19 protein-coding genes are annotated in these 22,326 nt (G+C 38.5%); 11 read left to right on the forward strand and 8 right to left on the reverse strand.

What is annotated here, in order from left to right; translation table 11 throughout:
• Window positions 1–54: 54 nt before the first annotated feature.
• On the forward strand, window positions 55–2,523 hold the full coding sequence (locus JM81_RS12770; RefSeq protein WP_144803960.1) for a ribonucleoside-diphosphate reductase subunit alpha: 2,469 nt from the start codon (window positions 55–57) through the stop codon (window positions 2,521–2,523).
• A 558-nt stretch (window positions 2,524–3,081) separates the two neighbouring features.
• Here JM81_RS12770 and JM81_RS12775 read toward each other — a convergent pair.
• The 3 genes from JM81_RS12775 to JM81_RS12785 form a co-directional block, all read right to left on the reverse strand.
• Window positions 3,082–3,999, reverse strand: a complete 918-nt coding sequence (locus JM81_RS12775; protein ID WP_144803962.1) for a hydroxypyruvate isomerase family protein — start codon at window positions 3,997–3,999, stop codon at window positions 3,082–3,084.
• 81 nt (window positions 4,000–4,080) lie between these two features.
• Window positions 4,081–4,728 carry a gluconate 2-dehydrogenase subunit 3 family protein gene (locus tag JM81_RS12780; RefSeq protein ID WP_144803964.1) on the reverse strand — a complete coding sequence of 216 codons (648 nt, stop codon included), beginning with the start codon at window positions 4,726–4,728 and terminating at the stop codon, window positions 4,081–4,083.
• Window positions 4,728–6,440, reverse strand: a complete 1,713-nt coding sequence (locus JM81_RS12785; RefSeq protein WP_144803966.1) for a GMC oxidoreductase — start codon at window positions 6,438–6,440, stop codon at window positions 4,728–4,730. Before JM81_RS12785 ends, JM81_RS12780 begins: the two co-directional genes overlap by 1 nt.
• Window positions 6,441–6,613: 173 nt before the next feature.
• Here JM81_RS12785 and JM81_RS12790 point away from each other — a divergent pair, with 173 nt between their 5' ends.
• The 4 genes from JM81_RS12790 to JM81_RS12805 all read left to right on the forward strand — a co-directional run bounded on the left by JM81_RS12790 (window position 6,614) and on the right by JM81_RS12805 (window position 10,571).
• Window positions 6,614–7,606, forward strand: a complete 993-nt coding sequence (locus tag JM81_RS12790; RefSeq protein WP_144803968.1) for a sugar phosphate isomerase/epimerase family protein — start codon at window positions 6,614–6,616, stop codon at window positions 7,604–7,606.
• 17 nt (window positions 7,607–7,623) lie between these two features.
• Window positions 7,624–8,067 (forward strand): DinB family protein, encoded by a 444-nt coding sequence (locus JM81_RS12795; RefSeq protein WP_089258655.1) that lies wholly within the window; start codon window positions 7,624–7,626, stop codon window positions 8,065–8,067.
• Window positions 8,068–9,297 (forward strand): nucleoside permease, encoded by a 1,230-nt coding sequence (locus JM81_RS12800; RefSeq protein WP_144803970.1) that lies wholly within the window; start codon window positions 8,068–8,070, stop codon window positions 9,295–9,297.
• Between the two features lie 134 nt (window positions 9,298–9,431).
• Entirely contained in the window at window positions 9,432–10,571 is a 1,140-nt protein-coding gene (locus JM81_RS12805; RefSeq protein ID WP_089258659.1) for a Gfo/Idh/MocA family protein, read from the forward strand.
• Window positions 10,572–10,619: 48 nt separating this feature from the next.
• Here JM81_RS12805 and JM81_RS12810 read toward each other — a convergent pair whose 3' ends face one another.
• Window positions 10,620–11,078 (reverse strand): ASCH domain-containing protein, encoded by a 459-nt coding sequence (locus JM81_RS12810; protein ID WP_089258661.1) that lies wholly within the window; start codon window positions 11,076–11,078, stop codon window positions 10,620–10,622.
• Window positions 11,079–11,138: 60 nt separating this feature from the next.
• A complete protein-coding gene (locus JM81_RS12815) occupies window positions 11,139–12,845 on the reverse strand; it encodes a GMC oxidoreductase (RefSeq protein WP_144803972.1) in 1,707 nt (568 codons plus the stop codon).
• 160 nt (window positions 12,846–13,005) lie between these two features.
• Here JM81_RS12815 and JM81_RS12820 point away from each other — a divergent pair, with 160 nt between their 5' ends.
• From JM81_RS12820 to nadD, 6 genes are all read left to right on the forward strand, one after another.
• Window positions 13,006–14,058, forward strand: coding sequence for a sugar phosphate isomerase/epimerase family protein (locus JM81_RS12820; RefSeq protein WP_144803974.1), 1,053 nt, complete (start codon window positions 13,006–13,008; stop codon window positions 14,056–14,058).
• Window positions 14,059–14,070: 12 nt separating this feature from the next.
• Window positions 14,071–14,808: a DUF1080 domain-containing protein gene (locus JM81_RS12825; protein ID WP_144803976.1), complete on the forward strand. Its 738-nt coding sequence runs from the start codon at window positions 14,071–14,073 to the stop codon at window positions 14,806–14,808.
• Window positions 14,809–14,823: 15 nt separating this feature from the next.
• Window positions 14,824–15,651, forward strand: a complete 828-nt coding sequence (locus JM81_RS12830) for a DUF1080 domain-containing protein (RefSeq protein ID WP_144803978.1) — start codon at window positions 14,824–14,826, stop codon at window positions 15,649–15,651.
• 127 nt (window positions 15,652–15,778) lie between these two features.
• Window positions 15,779–16,636 (forward strand): YicC/YloC family endoribonuclease, encoded by an 858-nt coding sequence (locus tag JM81_RS12835; RefSeq protein WP_089258671.1) that lies wholly within the window; start codon window positions 15,779–15,781, stop codon window positions 16,634–16,636.
• A complete protein-coding gene (gmk, locus tag JM81_RS12840) occupies window positions 16,637–17,212 on the forward strand; it encodes a guanylate kinase (RefSeq protein ID WP_089258673.1) in 576 nt (191 codons plus the stop codon).
• Window positions 17,213–17,222: 10 nt separating this feature from the next.
• A complete protein-coding gene (nadD, locus tag JM81_RS12845; protein ID WP_144803980.1) occupies window positions 17,223–17,807 on the forward strand; it encodes a nicotinate (nicotinamide) nucleotide adenylyltransferase in 585 nt (194 codons plus the stop codon).
• Between the two features lie 2 nt (window positions 17,808–17,809).
• Here nadD and JM81_RS12850 read toward each other — a convergent pair whose 3' ends face one another.
• From JM81_RS12850 to JM81_RS12860, 3 genes are all read right to left on the reverse strand, one after another.
• Window positions 17,810–18,526 (reverse strand): DUF6503 family protein, encoded by a 717-nt coding sequence (locus JM81_RS12850; protein WP_315897753.1) that lies wholly within the window; start codon window positions 18,524–18,526, stop codon window positions 17,810–17,812.
• Window positions 18,527–18,577: 51 nt separating this feature from the next.
• Window positions 18,578–20,878 carry an inorganic phosphate transporter gene (locus JM81_RS12855; protein ID WP_144803982.1) on the reverse strand — a complete coding sequence of 767 codons (2,301 nt, stop codon included), beginning with the start codon at window positions 20,876–20,878 and terminating at the stop codon, window positions 18,578–18,580.
• A 74-nt stretch (window positions 20,879–20,952) separates the two neighbouring features.
• Entirely contained in the window at window positions 20,953–22,155 is a 1,203-nt protein-coding gene (locus JM81_RS12860; RefSeq protein ID WP_144803984.1) for a porin, read from the reverse strand.
• Window positions 22,156–22,326 lie beyond the last annotated feature (171 nt).

Raw genomic sequence — 22,326 nt, forward strand, 5'->3', positions numbered from 1 at the left:
TAAAATTATTAACATATTAAATAGAGTAATAGTAACCTAAAATATTTGTAGCCAATGTTTGTAATTAAAAGAGATGGAAGAAAAGAAGTGGTAATGTTTGATAAGATTACCGCAAGAGTACGAAAACTCTGTTATGGTCTTAGCGGACTGGTAGATCCTTTAAAAGTAGCTATGCGGGTCATTGAGGGACTGTATGATGGTGTAACAACTTCAGAGCTGGACAACCTGGCCGCGGAAATTGCAGCAACTATGACCACTACGCATCCGGATTACGCTAAATTGGCAGCAAGAATATCTGTATCCAATTTACATAAAAACACAAAAAAATCCTTTTCCGAAACCATGAAGGATCTATATGTTTATGTAAATCCCAGAACAGGAAAAAAGGCCCCTTTGTTATCTGATGAAGTATACAAAGTAATAGCCGATAATGCGGAACATTTGGACTCTACTATAATTTACAACCGAGATTTTGGCTACGATTATTTTGGTTTTAAAACATTGGAACGGTCTTATTTGTTGAAATTAAACGGTAAAATAGCGGAACGTCCCCAGCACATGCTTATGCGTGTATCTGTAGGAATTCATTTAAATGATTTGGATGCTGCCATAGAAACCTATGAGTTGATGTCCAAAAAGTATTTTACCCATGCTACGCCAACATTGTTCAATTCCGGTACGCCAAAACCTCAAATGTCTTCTTGTTTTCTATTGGCTGTGAAAGATGATAGTATAGAGGGTATATATGACACCTTGAAACAAACGGCTAAAATTTCCCAATCTGCCGGGGGTATAGGCTTATCCATTCATAATATTAGGGCAACGGGTTCCTATATAGCTGGTACTAACGGTACATCTAACGGTATTGTACCCATGTTACAAGTGTTTAATGATACAGCCCGTTACGTAGACCAGGGTGGAGGAAAGCGCAAAGGTAGTTTTGCAATTTATTTGGAACCTTGGCATGCCGATATTTTTGACTTTTTAGATTTAAAGAAGAACCATGGAAAGGAAGAAATGAGAGCAAGGGACTTATTCTATGCTATGTGGATTTCTGACCTGTTCATGAAAAGGGTAGAGGCTAATGAAGATTGGACCTTAATGTGTCCTAATGAGTGCCCTGATCTGTATAATAAACACAGTGAGGAGTTTGAAAGATTATACACGCAATATGAGGCAGAGGGCAAAGGTCGTAAAACGGTAAAGGCTAGGGAGCTTTGGGAGAAAATATTGGAATCCCAAATAGAGACCGGCACGCCATATATGCTTTATAAGGATGCCGCAAACCGTAAAAGCAACCAGAAAAATTTGGGAACGATCCGTTCCTCGAATCTATGTACTGAAATTATGGAATATACCTCGCCAGATGAGGTAGCGGTTTGTAATTTAGCTTCCATAGCTTTGCCCATGTTCATTAAGAACGGAGCCTTTGATCATAAAGAGCTCTTTAAGGTAACAAAACGTGTTACCAAGAATTTGAACAAGGTAATAGACCGTAATTATTACCCAGTAAAAGAAGCGGAAAATTCAAATATGCGTCACAGACCTGTTGGTTTGGGAGTACAGGGCCTAGCCGATGTGTTTATTAAACTTCGTATGCCATTTACCAGTGATGATGCCAAAAAACTAAATGAGGAAATATTTGAAACGTTATATTTTGCCGCTGTAACCGCTTCAATGGAAATGTCCAAGGAAGAGGGTCCTTATTCCAGCTATGAAGGCTCACCGATCTCCCAAGGAAAATTTCAATATAATTTATGGGGCATAAAAGACGAGGAATTGTCCGGTAGATGGGATTGGGAAAAATTACGAAAAGAGGTGCTGCAACATGGCGTTCGTAATTCCTTGCTAGTGGCGCCAATGCCCACGGCATCAACGTCACAAATATTAGGTAACAATGAGTGCTTTGAGCCTTATACATCCAATATTTATACCAGACGTGTACTGTCTGGGGAATTTATAGTGGTCAATAAACATTTATTGGAAGACCTTGTTGAATTGGGAATGTGGAACGAGAACATGAAGCAGGAATTAATGCGTGCCAATGGGTCAATACAACATATAGAGACTATTCCACAAGATATTAGAGATCTCTATAAAACTGTATGGGAACTAAGTATGAAGGATATAATAGATATGTCCAGACAAAGAGGATACTTTATTGATCAAAGCCAGTCCTTGAACCTTTTTATGGAAAATGCCAATTATTCTAAATTGACATCTATGCATTTTTATGCTTGGAAGAGCGGACTTAAAACTGGGATGTACTATTTGCGTACTAAAGCTGCTGTAGATGCCATAAAATTTACGTTGGACAATTCTAAGAAAAAAGAAAGCCCGGTTGAAGCAGAAGTGGTTACTTCCGTGGTCAATGAGCCAGTAGTGACAGATAATGCAGTTAAGATGGTGTCGCCACAGGCAGAAATTGACATTCAACCACTAACGCCACAAGAAATGAAAGAAATGATTGCTAAAGCTAAAGAAGGACAAGCAGATGATGATTGCCTAATGTGCGGGTCCTAAAACAAACATTTAATCAATAAAAAAGACCCCTTATCAGGGGTCTTTTTTAATAGCGGCTAAAGCCTAGGTTAAGTAAGGGAATTTTAATTATCGTTCTTTATATAGGGTTTGATCGCCGTTGTAAAGAACAACGCCACTACATAAATGATCAAAATGGTGATGTAAGGGTCCATAGCCTAAGTTTTTAGTATTAAATTATATACGGTAAAAACGTAAGTTTGGATTATGGAAACTTGATTAAATCGTTAAATAAACTGTTAATTAACAACTTTAGTATAGACGTAAAATTTTTCCAATGTTGTACAAGAAGCAAACGCTGGGTTGCAAATTCTTTTGATCGTATCTTTTTATATACGATATAAGATACTTTAGACGCCATTAGTAGTATGACGTATATTGCGAGGGTATGTAGGTATTGGGACATATACAAAATAACGAAAAAGTAAGTTATTTCTTACATTTAGATTGTGTATTTCAACGAATAGTTGATTATTTTTCGTTGAAATGCAACCCGACTTTTTTCAAAGTCGGGTTGTTACTATTTTAATACCGAAAAATTCAAATAAAATTATCTACCTCTTTATATGCATTAATTAACGCAGTCTCTCCTTCTTTTCCTGAAATAGAATTGCCATGCTCCATTCCCAATACTCCTTTAAATCCTTTTTGGTGAATCCATTTAAATACATTTTTGTAATTGATTTCCCCAGTGGTGGGCTCTTTTCTACCAGGATTATCACCTATTTGGATATATGCTATTTCTTCCCATGTCAAATCCATATGATGAATTAAGTTCCCTTCATTTTTTTGCATGTGGTAGATATCATAAAGAATTTTACAGGATGGACTATTGACCCCTTTGCAGATAAGATATGTTTGTTCTGAAGTTTGTAAATAAAGATCCGGTGAATCAGAAAGGGGTTCAAGGACCATTGTAAGGCCATGCGGTTCCAATATTTCTGCTCCACGGCGTAATGCTTCTATTACATTTGCATTTTGTATTCCAATAGGTAACGATCTTTCATAGCCGCCGGGAACTACGGTCATCCATTTTGCATTGACCCGTTTGGCCGTTTCAACGGCCTTTCGGCATCCGTCTAAAAAAATATTGATAAAATCCTCTTTACCAGCGGCGAGCGAGTTTGCCATGTTACCGCCCTTGTCTATTACAAAGACGCCCATAGTCATACCTCTCTTTGCCAAGGCAGCACCTATTTTTTCTTGCATGGCCACATCTCTCTTCATCATATTGTTATCCTCAAAAGCTGTAAAACCTTGATCGGCCATAAATTGTATTTGATCTATGGGATCGTCTCCAGCATGATTGTTGAACATACCAAGATGAGGGGCATATTTTAAATTAAAGTTATACCTAGGCATGGTTTCTTTGTTGGAATTTGCAAACGCCAAAGGACTCATTATTGTAAAAGCACTAGTACCCAGTGCCGTTTTTTGCATAAAATTTCTTCGCTTCATTTCAAAAAGGTGTTAAACTAAAAAAGCCAAGTGGTAGAAGTATCTATCTCTTGGCTCTTGTTAATGGTTGATCAATGTTATTTATAGCGACCAATCTTTGCCCCCAGTGAGCTCCTGGGCATCACCACAGGCAATATACTCACCTGGTACGGGCAAATAGGCTAATACTTCTTCGCCAACATATTCAGAGGCTTTATAGCCCCAAATAGTAAGACCACGAAGATTGTTCGCAAAAGCAAATCTTGTAGTTTCATCATCTAACGTAGAAGTTTTACCTTCTGCCAAGGCTTCAGAATAACTGGTAATGGCATCTTGCATTTTTGTCTGGTCCTCTTTGGAATACTTCAATGAACTCGCTAAAACAGGCTCCAAGTCGTCCGATGTCAAATCCGCTATATTTTCTTTACCTGAATCCGCCAACGCCTTTTCCACAAATTTGTTCATGGACATCGTAAAGAGCTCTTGTTGCTCTTTTTCCATTACTTCATTGGCAAATTTATCTATGAAAACATCTACCTGTACTTCAGAAGCGGCCGGTGTATCCGTTTTTGGTAAAATAAGGTCTACCAATTTGGTAAGTATGGCACCTTGGTCCTGTGATAGGAATTCTGGCGTCCAGGTTATTGCTGGTTCACTCTTACAACTTTGTACAAGACCTATTAAGGTTGGAGTGGCCACCATATATCCAAGTGACAGCCCCATATTTTTTAATACGCGTCTTCTATCCATTATATATTTCCTTTTTTAAGTTCTTGTGCAGCATGGTTTGCCGCTCTTGCTGAAAATGCCATATAGGTCAATGATGGGTTTACACAACTGGCCGAGGTCATAAATGAACCGTCAGTTACATATACATTAGGCACGTCATGCAATTGATTGTTTCCGTTCAGTACAGAGGTTTTTCTATCCCGTCCCATACGTGCGGTGCCCATTTCATGGATACCTAATCCTAATGCACCTGGATTGTCATACGGGGTTACATCCTTTAATCCTGCCTTGGTCAACATATCCACGGCAGACTGTTTCATGTCCTCTCGCATTTTCCATTCGTTTTCCTTGAATTCTGCATCAAAGGTTACAGTTGGTAGTCCCCAATCATCTAATTTATCATAGTCAAGGGTAAATCTATTTTCTTCGTAGGGAAGAACCTCACCAAATCCGGTCATGCCAAATTGCCAACCGCCCGGTTTCAATATAGCATCCTTTAAATCGGCACCATAGGCCAATTCGGCAACACTGTCCTCCCAATTTCCTCTAGAAGCACCACCTTGGTAACCAAAACCACGCTTATAGTCCGATCTATTGGAATCTCCACCTAAATTTCTAAAACGCGGAATATAGATACCGTTCGGTTTTCTTCCTTTGTAAAATTTGTCTTCAAAACCATCAAATTTTCCACGGGCACCAACGCCTAAATGATGGTCCATAATGTTACGTCCCAATTGATCGGATGCATTACCCATGCCGTTAGGGAACGTATCTGATTTAGATTGCATTAATATTGACGTGGATGCTATGGCAGATGCACAAAGGAATATAACCTTAGCCTTAAATTCATAGGTTTCTTTGGTAACACGGTCAATGACCTTTACCCCGGTTGCCCTCTTCGTATCCGGGTCGTACATTACCTCATGAACGATAGAGTCTGGTCTTAACGTCATGTTACCTGTAGCTTCCGCAGCAGGTAGGGTAGATGATAAACTACTAAAGTACGCTCCAAAAGGACATCCGCGAATACATCTATTTCTAAATTGACATTTACTTCTGCCATCAAACTGTTTGGTGCCTGTTAGGTGAGCTACCCTACCGGCAGTTACTACACGGCCGTTAAAATTTTCCGCTACCTTTTCCCTAAATTCCTGTTCTACACAGTTCAGGTCCATCATAGGAAGAAACTGACCGTCAGGCAATTGCTCCAGTCCTAGATTTTCCCCACTTACTCCTATATATGTTTCGACCTTATCGTACCAAGGTGCTATATCCTTATAACGAACGGGCCAATCCACTGCTATTTTTTCATTTTTATTGGCGGTAAAATCAATATCGCTCCAGCGGTAACTATGACGGCCCCATTGTAGGGAGCGCCCACCTAGATGATACCCTCTCATCCAATCAAAACGTTTAGTTTCGTTATATGGATGTTGCTTGTCATTTACAAACCACATATTACTGGCCTGATTGGTAGTATAGCCGGTTCTGTTCTGTTTTGGTTGCTGCTCTAAAATTTCTTTGGTAGGTGCCCCTGCATTTGGAAAATCCCATGGATCTTTATTTGCGGTCACATAATCATCTATATGTTTTACCATACGACCGCGTTCCAATACCAATGTTTTTAACCCTGCTTCACACAGCTCTTTAGCGGCCCAGCCACCACTAATTCCGGTTCCTACAACTATAGCGTCATAGGACTCTTGCTCTTCATTGTAATAAAATTTGCTCATAAAAGTTGTTTATCCTCTAAATTTATTAAATATAAAATTAATTCTATACATTTAATGTCCATTCTTATTGCGAAATTCGCTAAAACTAGCATGTAGTCAGTTTAATGAACTTACTGGGAATTTTAACGTTCATTGCAATAATTATATTTTCAAACAACAACAAACAACCAAAAATGAAAAGAAAAAGATTTGTAAAAATTGCCTCCTTAGTAGGTATTGGAATCTCGTTACTAGGTACTTACGCTTGTAAGGAAACGAAAAAAGAAAATGTAGAAAATTCAGAAACAACTTCCACGGCCAGCACTATTGAACCTTTCTTTGAGCTTTCATTGGCCCAATGGTCTATGCATAAAATGATTAGAGAAGACGGCGTAGACCCTTATACCTTTGCGGAAAAGGCTAAAAACTGGGGCTTTACCGGTTTGGAATATGTAAGTCAATTATATAACCCAGAGTTGGAGAGTGCAAATTATTCTGAAGAGGCCATGGCCAATTTTGTTGCAAAGTCCAACGCGGAAGCCAAAAAGCATGGAATGACCAATGTGCTGATCATGATAGATGGCCAAGGTAATTTAGCGGTATCCGATGAAGCGGAAAGAAATGAGACCGTTGAAAAACATAAAAAATGGGTAGATGCTGCCGCTGCTATGGGTTGTCATGCAATTAGGGTCAATTTAAATGGAAGTAATGAACCGGAGGAATGGATCAAAAATTCTGTGGACGGACTTACTAAATTGGCTACTTATGCCAAAACGAAGAATATTAATGTTTTAGTGGAGAATCATGGAGGTCTATCCTCTAACGGAGAACTTCATGCTAAAGTTATGGAAACCGTAAATATGGACAACTGTGGAAGCTTACCGGATTTTGGTAATTTCTGTATAGAGCGCAAGCCAAATAGTTGGGATTGTGTTAAGGAGTACGATAAATACAAGGGTGTAAAGGAGTTAATGCCCTATGCGAAGGCGGTGAGTGCAAAATCCAACAATTTTGATGCCGATGGTTATGACACTGGGATAGACTATGTAAAAATGTTGAAAATTGTTAAAGATGCAGGATATACCGGTTACATAGGCGTGGAATATGAAGGGTCGGAAATTAGTGAGGAAGATGGAATAATTGCAACAAGGGATTTGCTTCTGAAGGCCGCCAACGAAATAGAATAATCTACATGAACTAGTGTATGGAACCATTTTTCAATGAATTATTCGATTACAATTTTCACTGTAACAAAAAGCTGATAGAAAAATGTCTGGCCTTGAACACCGTTCCGCCAAATATTAGTAGGTTGTTCTGTCACATTTTAAATGCACACCATATCTGGAATGCAAGAATTTTGCAAAAACCCAGTGATTTTCAAGTTTGGCAAGAGCATGATCTAAAAGATTGGGCAGATATTCACTATGAAAATCAACGAAGTTCATTTGAGATCATTTCCAACGCCGATAATTTTGATAGGCGAATAGACTATGAAAATAGTGAAGGGAGGCTATTTACCAATACCTTACAGGATATGCTTTTTCATATCATAAATCATTCTACGAACCATCGTGGACAAATAGCGGTAGATTTTAGAGTTCAAGGAGAACATCCTATTGGCATGGATTACATTCATTATAAAAGATAAATGAAAAATGCGGTGAGGGCACAACTCTGCTCAATGATGTTCCTGGAGTTTTTTATTTGGGGGGCGTGGTTCGTAACCCTAGGAACTTTTTTAGGAAGTAATTTACAAGCTACGGACGGGGAAATTGCCTTGGCCTTTTCAACGCAATCTTGGGGAGCCATTATTGCACCATTTGTCATAGGTATTATTGCAGACCGTTATTTTAATGCGGAAAGGATTTTGGGAGTATTACATCTACTAGGGGCGGTTCTCATGTATTTAATGTATGAAAGTTCCGCTTTTGAAGGATTCTATATTTTGGTCTTGGCATATATGATTGTTTATATGCCTACGTTGGCCCTTGTAAATTCCGTTTCTTTTAATCAAATGAAAAATCCTGCAAAGGAATTTTCATTGGTCAGGGTTTTTGGAACCTTGGGCTGGATTGTTGCAGGACTTTCCATTAGCTTTATATTTCATTGGGATAAGGGAGAATCCATAGAACAGGGCTTTTTAAAAAACACTTTTTTAATGACCGCATTAGCCTCATTACTGTTGGGGTTGTTCAGCTTTACATTACCCAAAACACCGCCCAAGGTAATACGTTCCAAAAATGTTACGATCAAGGAAATTTTAGGGTTGGATTCTTTAGGCTTATTTAAGGATAGAAATTTTTTGGTGTTCTTTTTGTCATCGGTTTTAATATGTATTCCATTGGCATTTTACTATCAAAATGCTAACCCGTTTCTTGTTGAAATTGGTATGGATAATGCAACTGGTAAAATGACTATTGGCCAAATTTCTGAAATTGCCTTTATGTTACTTCTACCTTACTTTTTTACAAAGTTCGGTTTTAAGAAAACAATATTGGTGGCCATGGGCGCATGGGTATTGCGCTATATGTTATTTGCTTATGGCGATGTTAACGAACTTGGTTTTATGTTGATTATTGGCATTGCCTTGCATGGTATATGTTATGATTTTTTCTTTGTGAGCGGCCAAATCTATACGGACAGTAAGGCCGGGGAGGCATATAAAAGTTCAGCACAAGGGCTGATTACCCTTGCAACTTATGGTATAGGTATGCTGATAGGTTTTTGGATAGCGGGAAAAATTTCTACATGGTATCTCCTAGAGGACGGAACACATATTTGGAAGACCATTTGGATGTATCCCGCAGGATTTGCCTTTGTTGTATTTGTATTGTTCGCAATTTTCTTTAAAACCGAGAAAATAGATTATCAGTCTTAGATAAATTCTTTAATTTAAACGCCTGAAAATTGATTTCTGTCCACTAGATATACTAGTAAAAACCAAGAACCAAAAAAGATAAACCATCCGTTAGGATACTATTTATAAATTTTTCAATTTAAACAACAACTAAAATGCCAAAGAAAATACGATTAGGAATATTAGGAGGGGGAGGCGATTCCCTAATTGGTGTGCTACATAGGGTAGCCTCACAAATCAATGATAATTATGAAATTACGGGAGCAGTTTTCAATCCTGATTTTGAGGCCAACAAGGCCTTTGCCGAGGAAATCGATGTTCCCTTGAATAGAATTTATAAGGACTTTGATACTCTAATTGAGGAGGAGTTGAAATTACCTGAGGATCAACGTATACAGGTCTGCTCAGTTCTAACCCCTAATTTCTTACACTATCCAATGGCCAAGAAATTATTGGACAATGGATTTCACGTTATTTGCGAAAAACCAATGACCACTTCTCTTGAAGAAGCAAAGGATTTGCAAAAGTCACATGAAAAAGCAGGTACGGTCTTCGCATTGACCCATACATATACAGGGTATCCTATGGTTCGTCAAATGCGTGAAATGATCAAAGCGGGTGCTTTGGGTAAAATTCATAAAGTAGATGCGGTCTACTATCAAGGTTGGATCAATACCATAATCCATGATAAGGAGAAAAGATCTTCCGTTTGGAGGTTAGACCCCACTAAAGCTGGTATTAGTTCATGTATGGCAGATATTGGCGTACATGCCTTTAACATGGTGGAATATACTACGGGACTTAAAGTCAATAAATTGCTTTGCGATTTTAACTACCTGTATGAAGACAATAAGATGGATGTAGATGGAACGGTACTGATCCGTATGGGAGACCATGTAAAAGGGGTTATTAGAGGTAGTCAAGTAGCTACTGGGGAAGAAAACGGATTGGCCATAGCCATTTATGGAGAAAAAGGAGCTTTTAGATGGGAGCAGGAACGACCTAACTTCTTATATAAATTAAGTGATACGGAACCTACCCAGGTCTATAAACCGGGGCATGCCTATAACTCTGAATTGTCTTTGGACGGCACTAAATTACCGGCAGGCCACCCAGAAGGAATATTTGATTCTATGGCCAATATTTATAAAGGAGTCGCAAAAGCTATTAGGGGGCAAGCATATAATGACGGTGAATTCCCTACTATGACAGATGGCGTGCGCGGAATGAACTTTATTGAAGCGACGGTAGATTCCAATAAGAATGGAAATGTTTGGGTAAGTTTAGAAGATTAATAGGAAAGACCTACAATTAAATAGAGCCGCTATTAGCGGCTCTTTGTTTTAAAATACTTTTTCAAATTCTTGACAAACAATAATCATACTTTCCTTTGGTTCCCTGTCAAAGGCACTTAATTCCCTTGTATAATAGTCCCAGTGTACTTTTTTCCAGTAATCCAAGGACTTGTCGCCTTCACCTTCCAATTGAGCGTAAGATGCATCTATACTAAAATAGGGTTTTAGGGTTACGGCCGTTGTACGCACAATACATTGTGCCTCGCCTTTCCAATTTGTAACGACTATAAATTCACCTATTTTAGGAAGTGCCTCATTTCTATGTTGTAAACCTAACAAGGAATGGGACGTAGCTTTTTTGCTGCCATTTTTAGCCAATGCCGCCAATTCATCTGCGTCTTTTTCATTATCCCCAAAATAAAGGGTTTTTGGACTTTCGTTAAAAGCATGTTCCAAATGGGAGTCTAAATAATCTCCCCACATATTTCTTGCCGAAGCATTTTCCATAGCTATAAATTATCTTTTTAAATTGATATTAATTAAATGAATGCGATGTTCAAAATTACCTTATGATGAGAATTTGCCCAACTTTAATTGTTCTGCTGCGTGGTTTGCCGCCCTAGCGGTAAATGCCATATAGGTTAAAGAAGGATTTACACAGCTTGAGGAAGACATAAACGCCCCATCTGTGACGTATACATTAGGAACAAGATGCACTTGGTTGTGTTTATTGACAATGGAGGTTTTGGGAGAATGCCCCATACGTGCGCCACCCATTTCATGAATGCCCAATCCAGGACCGGTTTCTTGGTCATAGGCGCTTATATCCTTAAATCCGGCGCTTTTGAACATTTTTACAATTTCTTTTTTAATGTCTTCCCGCATGTTGTATTCGTTTTCCTTGAACTCCACATCAAAAGCTAATTGTGGAAGTCCCCATTTATCCTTTTCCGTAGGGCTTAGTGTTACACGGTTGTCGTCATAGGGTAAAAATTCCCCAAATCCTGTTACTCCTATGGTCCAATGGCCAGGTTTAAGAATGTGGTCTTTTAAATCTTTGCCATAGCTCATTTCGGCTATGGTTTCGCTCCAGTCGCCCCTACTTGCCCTTCCTTGATAACCAAACCCACGTACATAATTGTCCTTTTTGGTCTTATCGTTTAAATTGACAAAACGTGGAATGTAAAATCCGGTAGGCTGTCTACCCTTGTAATATTTATCTAAATAGCCGTCAACCTTGGCAGATGCGCCCAATTTATAATGATGGTCCATGATACCACGTCCCAAGGCATCAGAATCATTGCCAAGCCCGTTGGGAAAACGTTCAGATTTAGATTGTAATAAGATACCTACGGATGCCATGGCAGATGCGCACAGAAAAATCACTTTAGCCTTGAATACCAATTGTTCATTGGTTTCCGCATCTATGACCTTAACGTCGTTAGCTTTTTTTGTAGCATCGTCATATATGATTTCGTAGACGATGGAGTTTGGCCGTAAGGTCATATTACCTGTACGTTCCGCTGCCGGTAGGGTAGATGAATTACTGCTAAAATAACCTCCAAAAGGACAGCCCCTCCAACATCGGTCCCTATTTTGACAGGTGCCCCTGCCTTCAAAATTGGCATTTGGGTCGGTGATGTGCGCAGTACGGCCAATGGTAATTAACCGTCCGTCATCAAATTTTTCAGAAGTCAGTTTCTTAAAATCCTCTTCCACACAATTCAGTTTCATGGCCGGCTGAAATTTACCATCGGGCAAAACCTCCAAGCCTAAATTTTCACCACTGACTCCTATATATTCTTCAACCTTATCATACCAAGGTGAAATATCCTTGTATCTAACGGGCCAATCAACACCAATATTTTCCTTTTTGTTCGCCGCAAAATCTATATCGCTCCAACGATAACTCTGCCGCCCCCATGTTAAGGACCTGCCCCCAACTTGATAGCCCCTGATCCAATCAAAACGTTTGGTCTCTACATAGGGGTGGTCAAGATCATTGACAAAAAAATGCTTTACATCCTGTTTTGGCGCCCAGTTTACCCTAGATTGTACAGGAAAATTTTTCTTTTCTTCCTTGGATAGTTCCCCTTTTAAAGGATAATCCCATGGGTCATCATGCATGGTGGGGTAATCTTCTATATGTTTTACCATTCTACCGCGTTCAAGAACCAATGTTCTTAAACCGTTCTCTGTTAATTCCTTTGCGGCCCAACCACCACTTATTCCAGTTCCAACTACAATTGCATCGTAAACTTCATCTTGATTCATGCCTTAATTTTTATCTTTTTCTTTTGGTAATCCCTATATTTATAGCAATTCTTCAAGGTGTTCAGAATTGTGTTATAGAATTCTTAAATATAAGATAAATTGACATATTTGAGGAATTGGTACAACGAACTAATTAAAATAACCGATAGTATAAAATTTTATGAAAACAATTAAAGGTCCAGCGGTATTTTTGGCTCAATTCGTAGATAGTAAAGCTCCATTCAATACCTTGGATGGTATGTGTAAATGGGCGGCCGATTTGGGATATAAAGGAATACAAATACCCACTTGGGAAAGTTTTTTGATCGATTTGGATAAAGCAGCAGAAAGCCAAACGTATTGTGACGAGTTGAAAGGGAAGGTTAATTCGTACGGGTTGGAGATTACCGAACTCTCTACACACTTACAGGGCCAATTAGTTGCCGTTCACCCGGCATATGATTTAATGTTCGATTCCTTTGCCCCAAAAAATGTTCATGGCAACCCTAAAGAAAGGACGGCATGGGCCGTTGAAACCGTAAAAAAAGCGGCCACGGCAAGTAGAAGGCTAGGGTTAAAGGCACATGCTACGTTTTCCGGATCATTATTGTGGCATACCATGCACCCTTGGCCCCAAAGACCTGCCGGTCTCGTAGAAATGGGTTTTGAAGAACTGGCAAAAAGATGGATGCCGATATTAAATCATTTTGATAAGGAAGGGGTAGATGTTTGTTATGAAATTCACCCAGGGGAAGATTTACATGATGGAGATACTTTTGAGCGTTTTTTGGAAGCTACGGGTAACCATAAAAGAGTAAATATTCTTTACGATCCAAGCCATTTTGTCTTACAACAATTAGATTATATTGCCTATATAGACCACTATCATGAATTTATAAAATCCTTTCACGTAAAGGACTCGGAATTTAATCCTACAGGGAAAAAAGGTGCGTTTGGTGGTTATAATGATTGGGGAGACAGAGCGGGCAGATATCGTTCCTTGGGCGATGGACAAATTGATTTTAAGACCATATTCTCCAAGTTGACCCAATATGGTTGTGATGTTTGGGCGGTAATGGAATGGGAGTGTTGTATTAAAAGTCCTGAGCAAGGTGCTCGTGAAGGGGCCAAATTTATTTCTGACCACATTATTGAGGCTACTGAGAAGACCTTTGATGATTTTGCAGGCGCGGAAATTGACAAGGAGATGTTGAAAAAAATGTTAGGACTATAAATTAAAGCAAGAATGAAAAAAGTAGTATTAGGTGTTGCGGTATTGTTGTTAATTGCTTCATGTAAGCAGGAAAAAAAAGAGGCTACAGAAGCAAATGTGGCTGAAGTGGAAATGCTTAAAAATGATTGGGAAATTTTGTTTGACGGTTCTTCCTTGGACAAATGGAAAGAATTTCAAAGTGATTCCGTAAGCGGTGCTTGGACCATACAGGGCGATGCCTTGGTGTATACGCCGCCTAGTGAAGGAGAGAAAAGAGTAAATCACGATTTGGTTACCAAAGAGGAATTTACCGATTTTGTCCTCTCCTTGGAATGGAAAATATCCGAAGGTGGAAACAGTGGTGTGTTTTGGGGGGTAAATGAAGATGAAAAATTTAAGACCGGATACCAAACCGGACCTGAAATACAAATTTTGGACAATGACAAACACCCAGATGCCAAAGCTGGTACCACCCACCAGGCGGGTGCTTTATATGATATGGTGCCACCGGCAAAAGATGTTACGAAACCTGTTGGGGAATGGAATACCATGAAATTGACCGTAGACCATAAGAATAACCGTGGAAAAGTAATGTTGAACGGTACGGAAATGGTGACCTTCCCCATAGCGAATGAGGAATGGAATACTATGGTCGCCAATTCTAAATTTGCAGGTTGGGATGGGTTTGGAACATTTAAAACGGGTAAAATCGGTCTACAGGATCATGGTAATATTGTTTCCTTTAGAAACATCAAAATAAAACAACTATAACCTAAGCATACGTTCATGAAAAATTTCTATTTATTTAGTATAATCGCCCTGATGTTAGGGGTTACATCCTGTAAAGAAAAAGTTCAGGTAGAGCAGGTAGACGCCATAGAGAGCGAAGCGGGGGACAACGTTATTGTACATGAGGAATATATGGGTGAAGAACCTACCACACCAGAGGAAACGGAATTTTATGAACCAAAGGTTCCTGTGGTAAAACCAAGTGTAAATGGGGCACCACCAAGTGATGCTATTGTACTCTTTAATGGTAAAGGTTTGGAAAACTGGATCAGTGCCAATGATAGTACTGCCGCAAAATGGCATTTAAATGATGATGGCAGTATGACCGTTAATGATAAAACGGGAAATATACAGACCAAGCAAAATTTTGGTGACGTTCAATTGCATATTGAATGGAAATCTCCTTTGCCTGTGCAAAGCAAAGGTCAAAACAGGGGAAATAGCGGTGTATTTCTTAATGGCATTTATGAAGTTCAGATATTGGACCAAAACGACAACCCGACCTATGTAAACGGCCAAGTGGCTTCAATCTACAAACAACATGTGCCATTGGCCATGGCTTCTGTACCCACTGGTGAATGGAATACTTATGATATTATCTATCATGCCCCTGAGTTTAACGACGAAGGAGGTAAGATAAAATCTGGTGATATAACCGTTATTCATAACGGAGTTCTTGTACAAGATCACGTAGAGCTAAAAGGTACCACTCCTTATATAGGTTGGCCCAAAAATCCCCCTCACGGCAAGGGCCCCTTATTGTTGCAAGATCATGGGGACGATAGTCGTGTGAGCTTTAGGAATATATGGGTTAGGGAACTATAATCTATTAAAAAATGCTTTAACGGAGTAAACGACCCATAGGCTGTTTGCTCCTTTTTTCTATTACAAGGTTACTGTAAAACCTGAATTTTACATTTACCTTACCTTTGTTAAAATTTAAAATGCGTATATGATCCAATCCATGACCGGTTTCGGTAAGCATGTAATACAATTGCCCAATAAAAAAATTACGGTAGAAATTAAATCGCTCAATAGTAAGAGTATCGATTTAAATGCACGTATGCCCTCAAATTATAGGGAAAAGGAATTGGAGCTAAGAAAGATAATAGCCAACTCCTTGGTGCGCGGCAAGGTAGATTTTAGTCTATATGTTGAACTTACCGGTGATGAAACTACTTCTCAAGTAAATGAGGTCGCGGTAAAACAATATATGGGACAGTTAAAAAATATTGCAACCGGTGATGACCTAAGATTATTGGAAATGGCGCTTAGATTCCCAGATGCCATGAAAACCGCAAAGGAAGATATTGACGAGGAAGAGTATATAGCAATTAAAAAGGCACTGGAAGGGGCTTTGGTTGAAATCAATAACTTTAGGTCAGAAGAAGGCGGTGTGCTAGAAAAGGATTTTTTGGACCGTATTGCCATTTTACAACAATTGTTGAAAGATGTGGTGGCCATTGATCCAGAACGTCAAGCAACCATAAGAGAAAGATTGGAGAAAGCCGTTCAAGACCTAAAGACCGATTTGGACGAGAACAGATTTGAACAGGAACTCATCTATTATTTGGAAAAATATGATATCACCGAAGAAAAGGTAAGACTGGCCAACCATCTTGATTATTTTGGAAAAACCTTGCGTTCAAGTGATAGTAACGGTAAAAAATTGGGCTTTATTTCTCAAGAGATCGGCCGTGAGATCAATACAATTGGTTCTAAGGCCAATTACGCACCTATGCAACAATTAGTAGTTCAAATGAAAGATGAGCTGGAAAAGATTAAGGAACAAATGTTAAATGTATTATAGATGAAAGGGGGAAAATTAATTATTTTTTCTGCACCCTCAGGAAGTGGAAAAACTACCATTGTACGTCACCTATTGGCCCAACCGGAATTGAACTTGGCCTTTTCTGTTTCTGCAACCTCAAGACCTAGAAGAGGAAAGGAAAAGAATAAGGAACATTATTATTTCATGTCCGTATCCGAGTTCAAGAACCATATAAAAAACGATGATTTTTTAGAGTGGGAAGAAGTATACAGGGATAATTTTTACGGTACACTTAAGAGTGAAGTAGAGCGCCTATGGGCCGAGGGTAAGAACGTTATTTTTGATATTGATGTGGTAGGCGGACTAAGAATCAAGAAAAAATTTCCAGATATTACCTTGGCCGTGTTCGTGAAGCCTCCCAGTGTTGATGAACTTAAGATCAGACTTAAGAAACGAAGTACAGAGAGTGAGGATAAAATTAATATGCGTATTGCAAAAGCATCCGTAGAATTGGCAACTGCTCCACAATTTGATAAGATTATCAAGAATTATGATCTAGATGTTGCCTTAAAAGAGGCCGTTGACCTTGTGGCGGATTTCGTAAGAGAGGATTAATATAGTTTCAATGAAGAATATTGGTTTATACTTTGGAACGTTTAACCCTATACATATAGGTCATTTGGTCATTGCGAACCATATGGCGGAGTTTTCAGATTTGGATGAGGTTTGGTTCGTGGTAACTCCACAAAGTCCGTTTAAGACTAAAAAAACACTATTGGACAACCATCACCGGTATGAAATGGTTTATGAGGCTACCGTTGATTATCCAAAATTAAGGCCCAGTAAAATTGAGTTTGATTTACCACAACCCAATTATACCGTAAATACACTTGCACATTTAATGGACAAACATCCTGCCCAATACACTTTTTCGTTAATTATGGGTGAGGACAATCTAAAAGGATTTCATAAATGGAAAAATTATGAAACTATTTTGGAAAACCATGCTATTTATGTTTACCCAAGAGTATCAGAAGGTGTTGTGGAACACCGGTTTAAAACACATGAAAAAATCCATAGGGTGAATGCGCCCATAATGGAAATTTCATCGACCTTTATTAGAAAAGCACATAAAAATAGTAAGAATATAAGACCCTTGTTACCACCGGAAGTCTGGAAATATATGGATGAAATGAATTTTTATCGTTAATTCTATTGTGGTATTTGTAACTTATCTGTGGCAAGATAGGTATTGTCCTTATTGTAATACCATGCCCTGGTTTTTGGAAATTTTATATCATTTATCGTTAATAAATCGGTCAAAAGAATATATTCCCCATCGTTCTTACTTTCATCATGATAAAATTGATAGATTTCCATGGCATAGGTGTTTGGATCAAAATAAAAATACCAAGTATCTTGCCCCACTTCCTTTTCATACTTGACCTTCAATACTAAGTAATCTTTTCCTTTAAATGTGCGTTTAACCACCTTGGGGTCAATAAGGGTACCAGGATCTTTTAATTTCATTGGCAGGCCATATAAATACGTATAATAATCCTTCATTAGTTTAGCGCGATCGCAGGTAATTCTTAAACTATCCCTAACCTGTTGGGCAATATAGGTTTTGCCATTGTATTTTAAAACACAATGCTCTTTTTGTAGTTCTGATTCTATGGTGTAATCATCCCTTTTTACGGTAGATTTAAAATAGGTAGCGGGAAGGTCCAGTTCAATTAGTGTGCTGCGCAAAGTGGCTTTGGGAGATTCCATTTCAATAAGCAACTTGCCTTTAAATGTGTTCCAATTGTCCTGTGGATCATGAAAGGAAATGGCATTTTCAAGTAATTGTTCTCCTGTTAGTTCTTGGCCCTTAGTGGAAAAAGAAAGGAGTAGTAGTGTAGCCAAATAAAAATACCTTGTCATCATATACTATTTATGAGGACAAGGTACTTATTATTTTAATGTGTTACAGCGGTATTATTTTTTAGGCGATTCTATCGTAGCCGGAGCTACGGAGCTATCGTGCTCATTATGATATTGCTGTAGCAAATTCATTACGGATGTCATTAAATCCTTAGTTTCCAATAAGAGTGAAAAATAAAGGGTGGTGTTCTTTGGACTGGATTCTTCCGTCCTTGTTCTTGCTACTTGTGTCTGTATCTTTTCGGATACCATCTGAAAAAGTTCCTGTTTCTGACTTAGTACATTCCCAATTTGTTCAAAGGATTGATTTGAAAAAGCATCTTGGGTCTGATTTAATATTTCCTCCAATTTTAAATCTATTTGCTTTAATTCCTTGATCTGGTTATACTTTAATTTTTTGTGATTGTTGTTTACATGCTTATGGCTAACTTTTCCAATATATTCAAGAGATTGAGCAATATCTGTTAAATAGCCCAAAGTATTAATGTAAAAATTACTGGCCCCAACGCTATTTTCATCTAAGTTTTTGATAAAATAGAAAATATGGTCTCTTAGGTCATCAATTTCATTGGAGAGTTTTTCGCCTTGCTTTTTGTTCTTTTTAAGCAAGTTTACGTCCTGTTTGGCCAAACCGTTTATAGTGTTGGTATAAATTTTATTGGTTCTTTTAAGAACATTGGAAATGTTCATGGCGCTTTCAAATATTACCCCTTGTATAGAACTGCTCTCTGCCCTGTTAAGTGAATCTTCCGCTTTTAACTCCTTGGCTTTCTTGTTATGTGAAATATAATTTCTTGCCAATAATAAAATGGCGGCAAATAATAGTACTGCCAACGCGGCACCCTTTCCAAAACTGATCAAGGTTAAAATGATTCCAGAGGCTATAAATGCTATAATGGCGGTTCCAAACCATCCACCTATTACATTGAGCACCCCGGCAACCCTATATACCGCACTTTCAGCACCCCAAGCTCTATCGGCAAGTGAAGTACCCATTGCAACCATAAAAGTAACGTAGGTTGTAGATAACGGTAATTTGTAAGATGTAGCAATAGAGATTAATATGCCGGCTACCATAAGGTTTACGGCAGCACGTACCATATCAAATGCCGGAAGTTCATGGACCTTCTTTTTTGATAGGGCAATTACAGGTTTGTTAAACTGCTTATCTATCATTTCCTGAAGGGAACTTGGAATTGCGTTCGTTAAGACCGTTGATAATGAAATGGCTAAACGTACCAGCCCTCTAGACAAGAAATTAGGCTGAAACCTTTCTTTGGTGTCTTCTTGACTGGAAAGGTCTATGGAAGTCTTCACAACACTTTTGGCTTTACTGGAAAACCACAAGGTAAGGACCATGACCATACCTGCTATAAATAACAGTAATGTTGGTGTTGGGACCTTTTTGGCCAAAATCCCCATACTGAATTCCGATGCCTCTACCCCAGAGGCTAACCATGCCTCATAAGATTGCCAAGCGGCAATTGGAACCCCTATAAAATTGACGAGATCATTACCGGCAAAAGCTAATGCCAAAGCAAAGGTACCAACGCCAATAATCAATTTATAAATATTTACATTGGCAAATTTCATTAAGATAAATGAAAACGTAGACCAAACCAAGAAGTTTGCCCCTACCAAAGCAAATAATTGGGTTTCTAAAAACTCTTTAATGGTTATACCCCCAATTAGGTCGTAAGATTCGCCGGCAAAAGCCGTTCCTCCAATTCCCTTCATTAATATGAAGTAGGTCATGGACGATAATGCAAAGCCTCCAAAAAGGGCGCCTACCCATGTAGGTTTTTTTTCAAAATTATAGGACAGGAGCAATCTTGATACCCATTGTACCATTGCACCTATGGTAAAGGCGACAACTACAGATAGTAATATGCCAAATATAATCTGAATGGCCTTATCATTATTGATATAGTTGATTACATCTATAAAACTACCATTGTCCGCACCAATTTTGATCAAGGACATGGCTACGGCCGCACCCAATAGTTCAAAAACTATGGATACCGTAGTTGAAGTTGGCATGCCCAAGGTATTGAAGAAATCAAGTAATAGAATATCCGTTATCATCACGGCCATAAAAATGAACATGATCTCATCAAAATAGAATTCACCAGGGTTAAAAATTCCCTTTCTCGCCACTTCCATCATACCACTTGAAAACAAAGCGCCGGCAGCAATTCCAAAACTGGCGACAATCATTATAGTCTTAAAGGAAATAGCTTTGGAACCAATGGCGGAATTCAAAAAATTTACCGCATCGTTACTAACACCTACCACAAGATCTGCTATGGCCAGTACGGCAAGTGCAATAAGCATTAAAAAATATATATTATCCATAATTTCGTTCGATATCAATTTGCAAATATCATTATCGCCAATGGCTGCAATGTTAGGTTAATGTTATTATTTTACTAGAAGTGAACTTCTAATTGTAATCTATATGTCAAAATATCCGTGCTTGCTATTTGTGAAAGATAGCTAAGATCGCTCTGCACTTTAAGTTTATGACCCACAATATACTTTGAAAGTCCTAAAGTATATTGATTTTGAGTATTTTGACCTGTTATTTCCTGATCTAAACCAATAGTTGTAAAACGGCCAGATACTTCCCAGTTATTTTCAAATAAATAACCTGATTGCAAATTTAGGCCGCTACCCACTTCAACTACGGACCCCGTGGCAGAGCCATCAGAATTTTTAGCTATAGGGTCTTTGGCCGTTCTATTGGCATATTCACCCATAAACGAAAAACCATTATACTTAAACATGGCATCTATAAAGACGGTATTGATATTGGTCTCAAAAAAACCTACATCATTAAATAGATAGGAGCCTTGGTTACTTCTGGACTTTACGGCATTCTGATTACTGTCATAAGTAGCTGCGATCATCAGTTTTGGAGTCTTTTCCCTATTTAGATCACTTCCCTTATAATCCCCTCTTCCTAAAAATTCTCCAAATGGCAACAATTCTAATCGTGATGTATATTGCAGTCCGCCCAAATTCCCGGTCGTAATATTTCTTCCTTCTCCTTGCGATAGTGCAAAAATCTCCCGAATCAAAAATTTTTGGCCTATATTGGTTTTATGCCTTAACTGGAAGCCCATATCCCTGTCAATTGTAAACCTTCCGTTCAATAATGAGCGGTCTACTTGCAATAAATTACCGGAAGAAATTACGCGCTCTATATTACCGGGCAGTTTTGTTTGACCAAACCAAAGCACAAAATTTTCGTAAAAATTCCATTTTACCACCGCATCAAGAATATAGCGTGGGGCATTACCTGTAAATTGGGAAGCACCGGAAATATCACGATTGGAAAGTCCTAATTCTATTTTGTATTCCAATTTGGGGGAATATGCAAAACCATCAAATTTTAACCTGGCCCTTCTTACTAGAAAATTTTGTTCCGGGTCGGTAAGGCCTCCATTCTCCGAGTTCCACGTATTTGTAGCCAGAATCTGCATACGTGCCCCAACTTTCATTGTCCAGGAACTATCTTTTCCTACCAGGTTGAACAATCCATTACCAAAAGTAGGAGCATTGGATTCCTGGCCTTTTATTGCACTGAAGTACAGCAAAAAAAGGCTAAACCAAAAAAGGTTATACTTCATTTACTATTAGTTTTTGTCGACTGCAAATTACCGAAATGAACGTTAAGTTCATATTTAATTAAAAATAACCTGTATTTTTATGCTTCTCTTCTGCTATACAATGAATTTTTAACTGAATAACAATCATTGACTTCTGCATAGGACGCATAAAAAAAGCTACCGGGTAGGTAG

Source organism: Maribacter sp. MAR_2009_72, from assembly GCF_007827235.1.
GTDB lineage: Bacteria > Bacteroidota > Bacteroidia > Flavobacteriales > Flavobacteriaceae > Maribacter > Maribacter sedimenticola.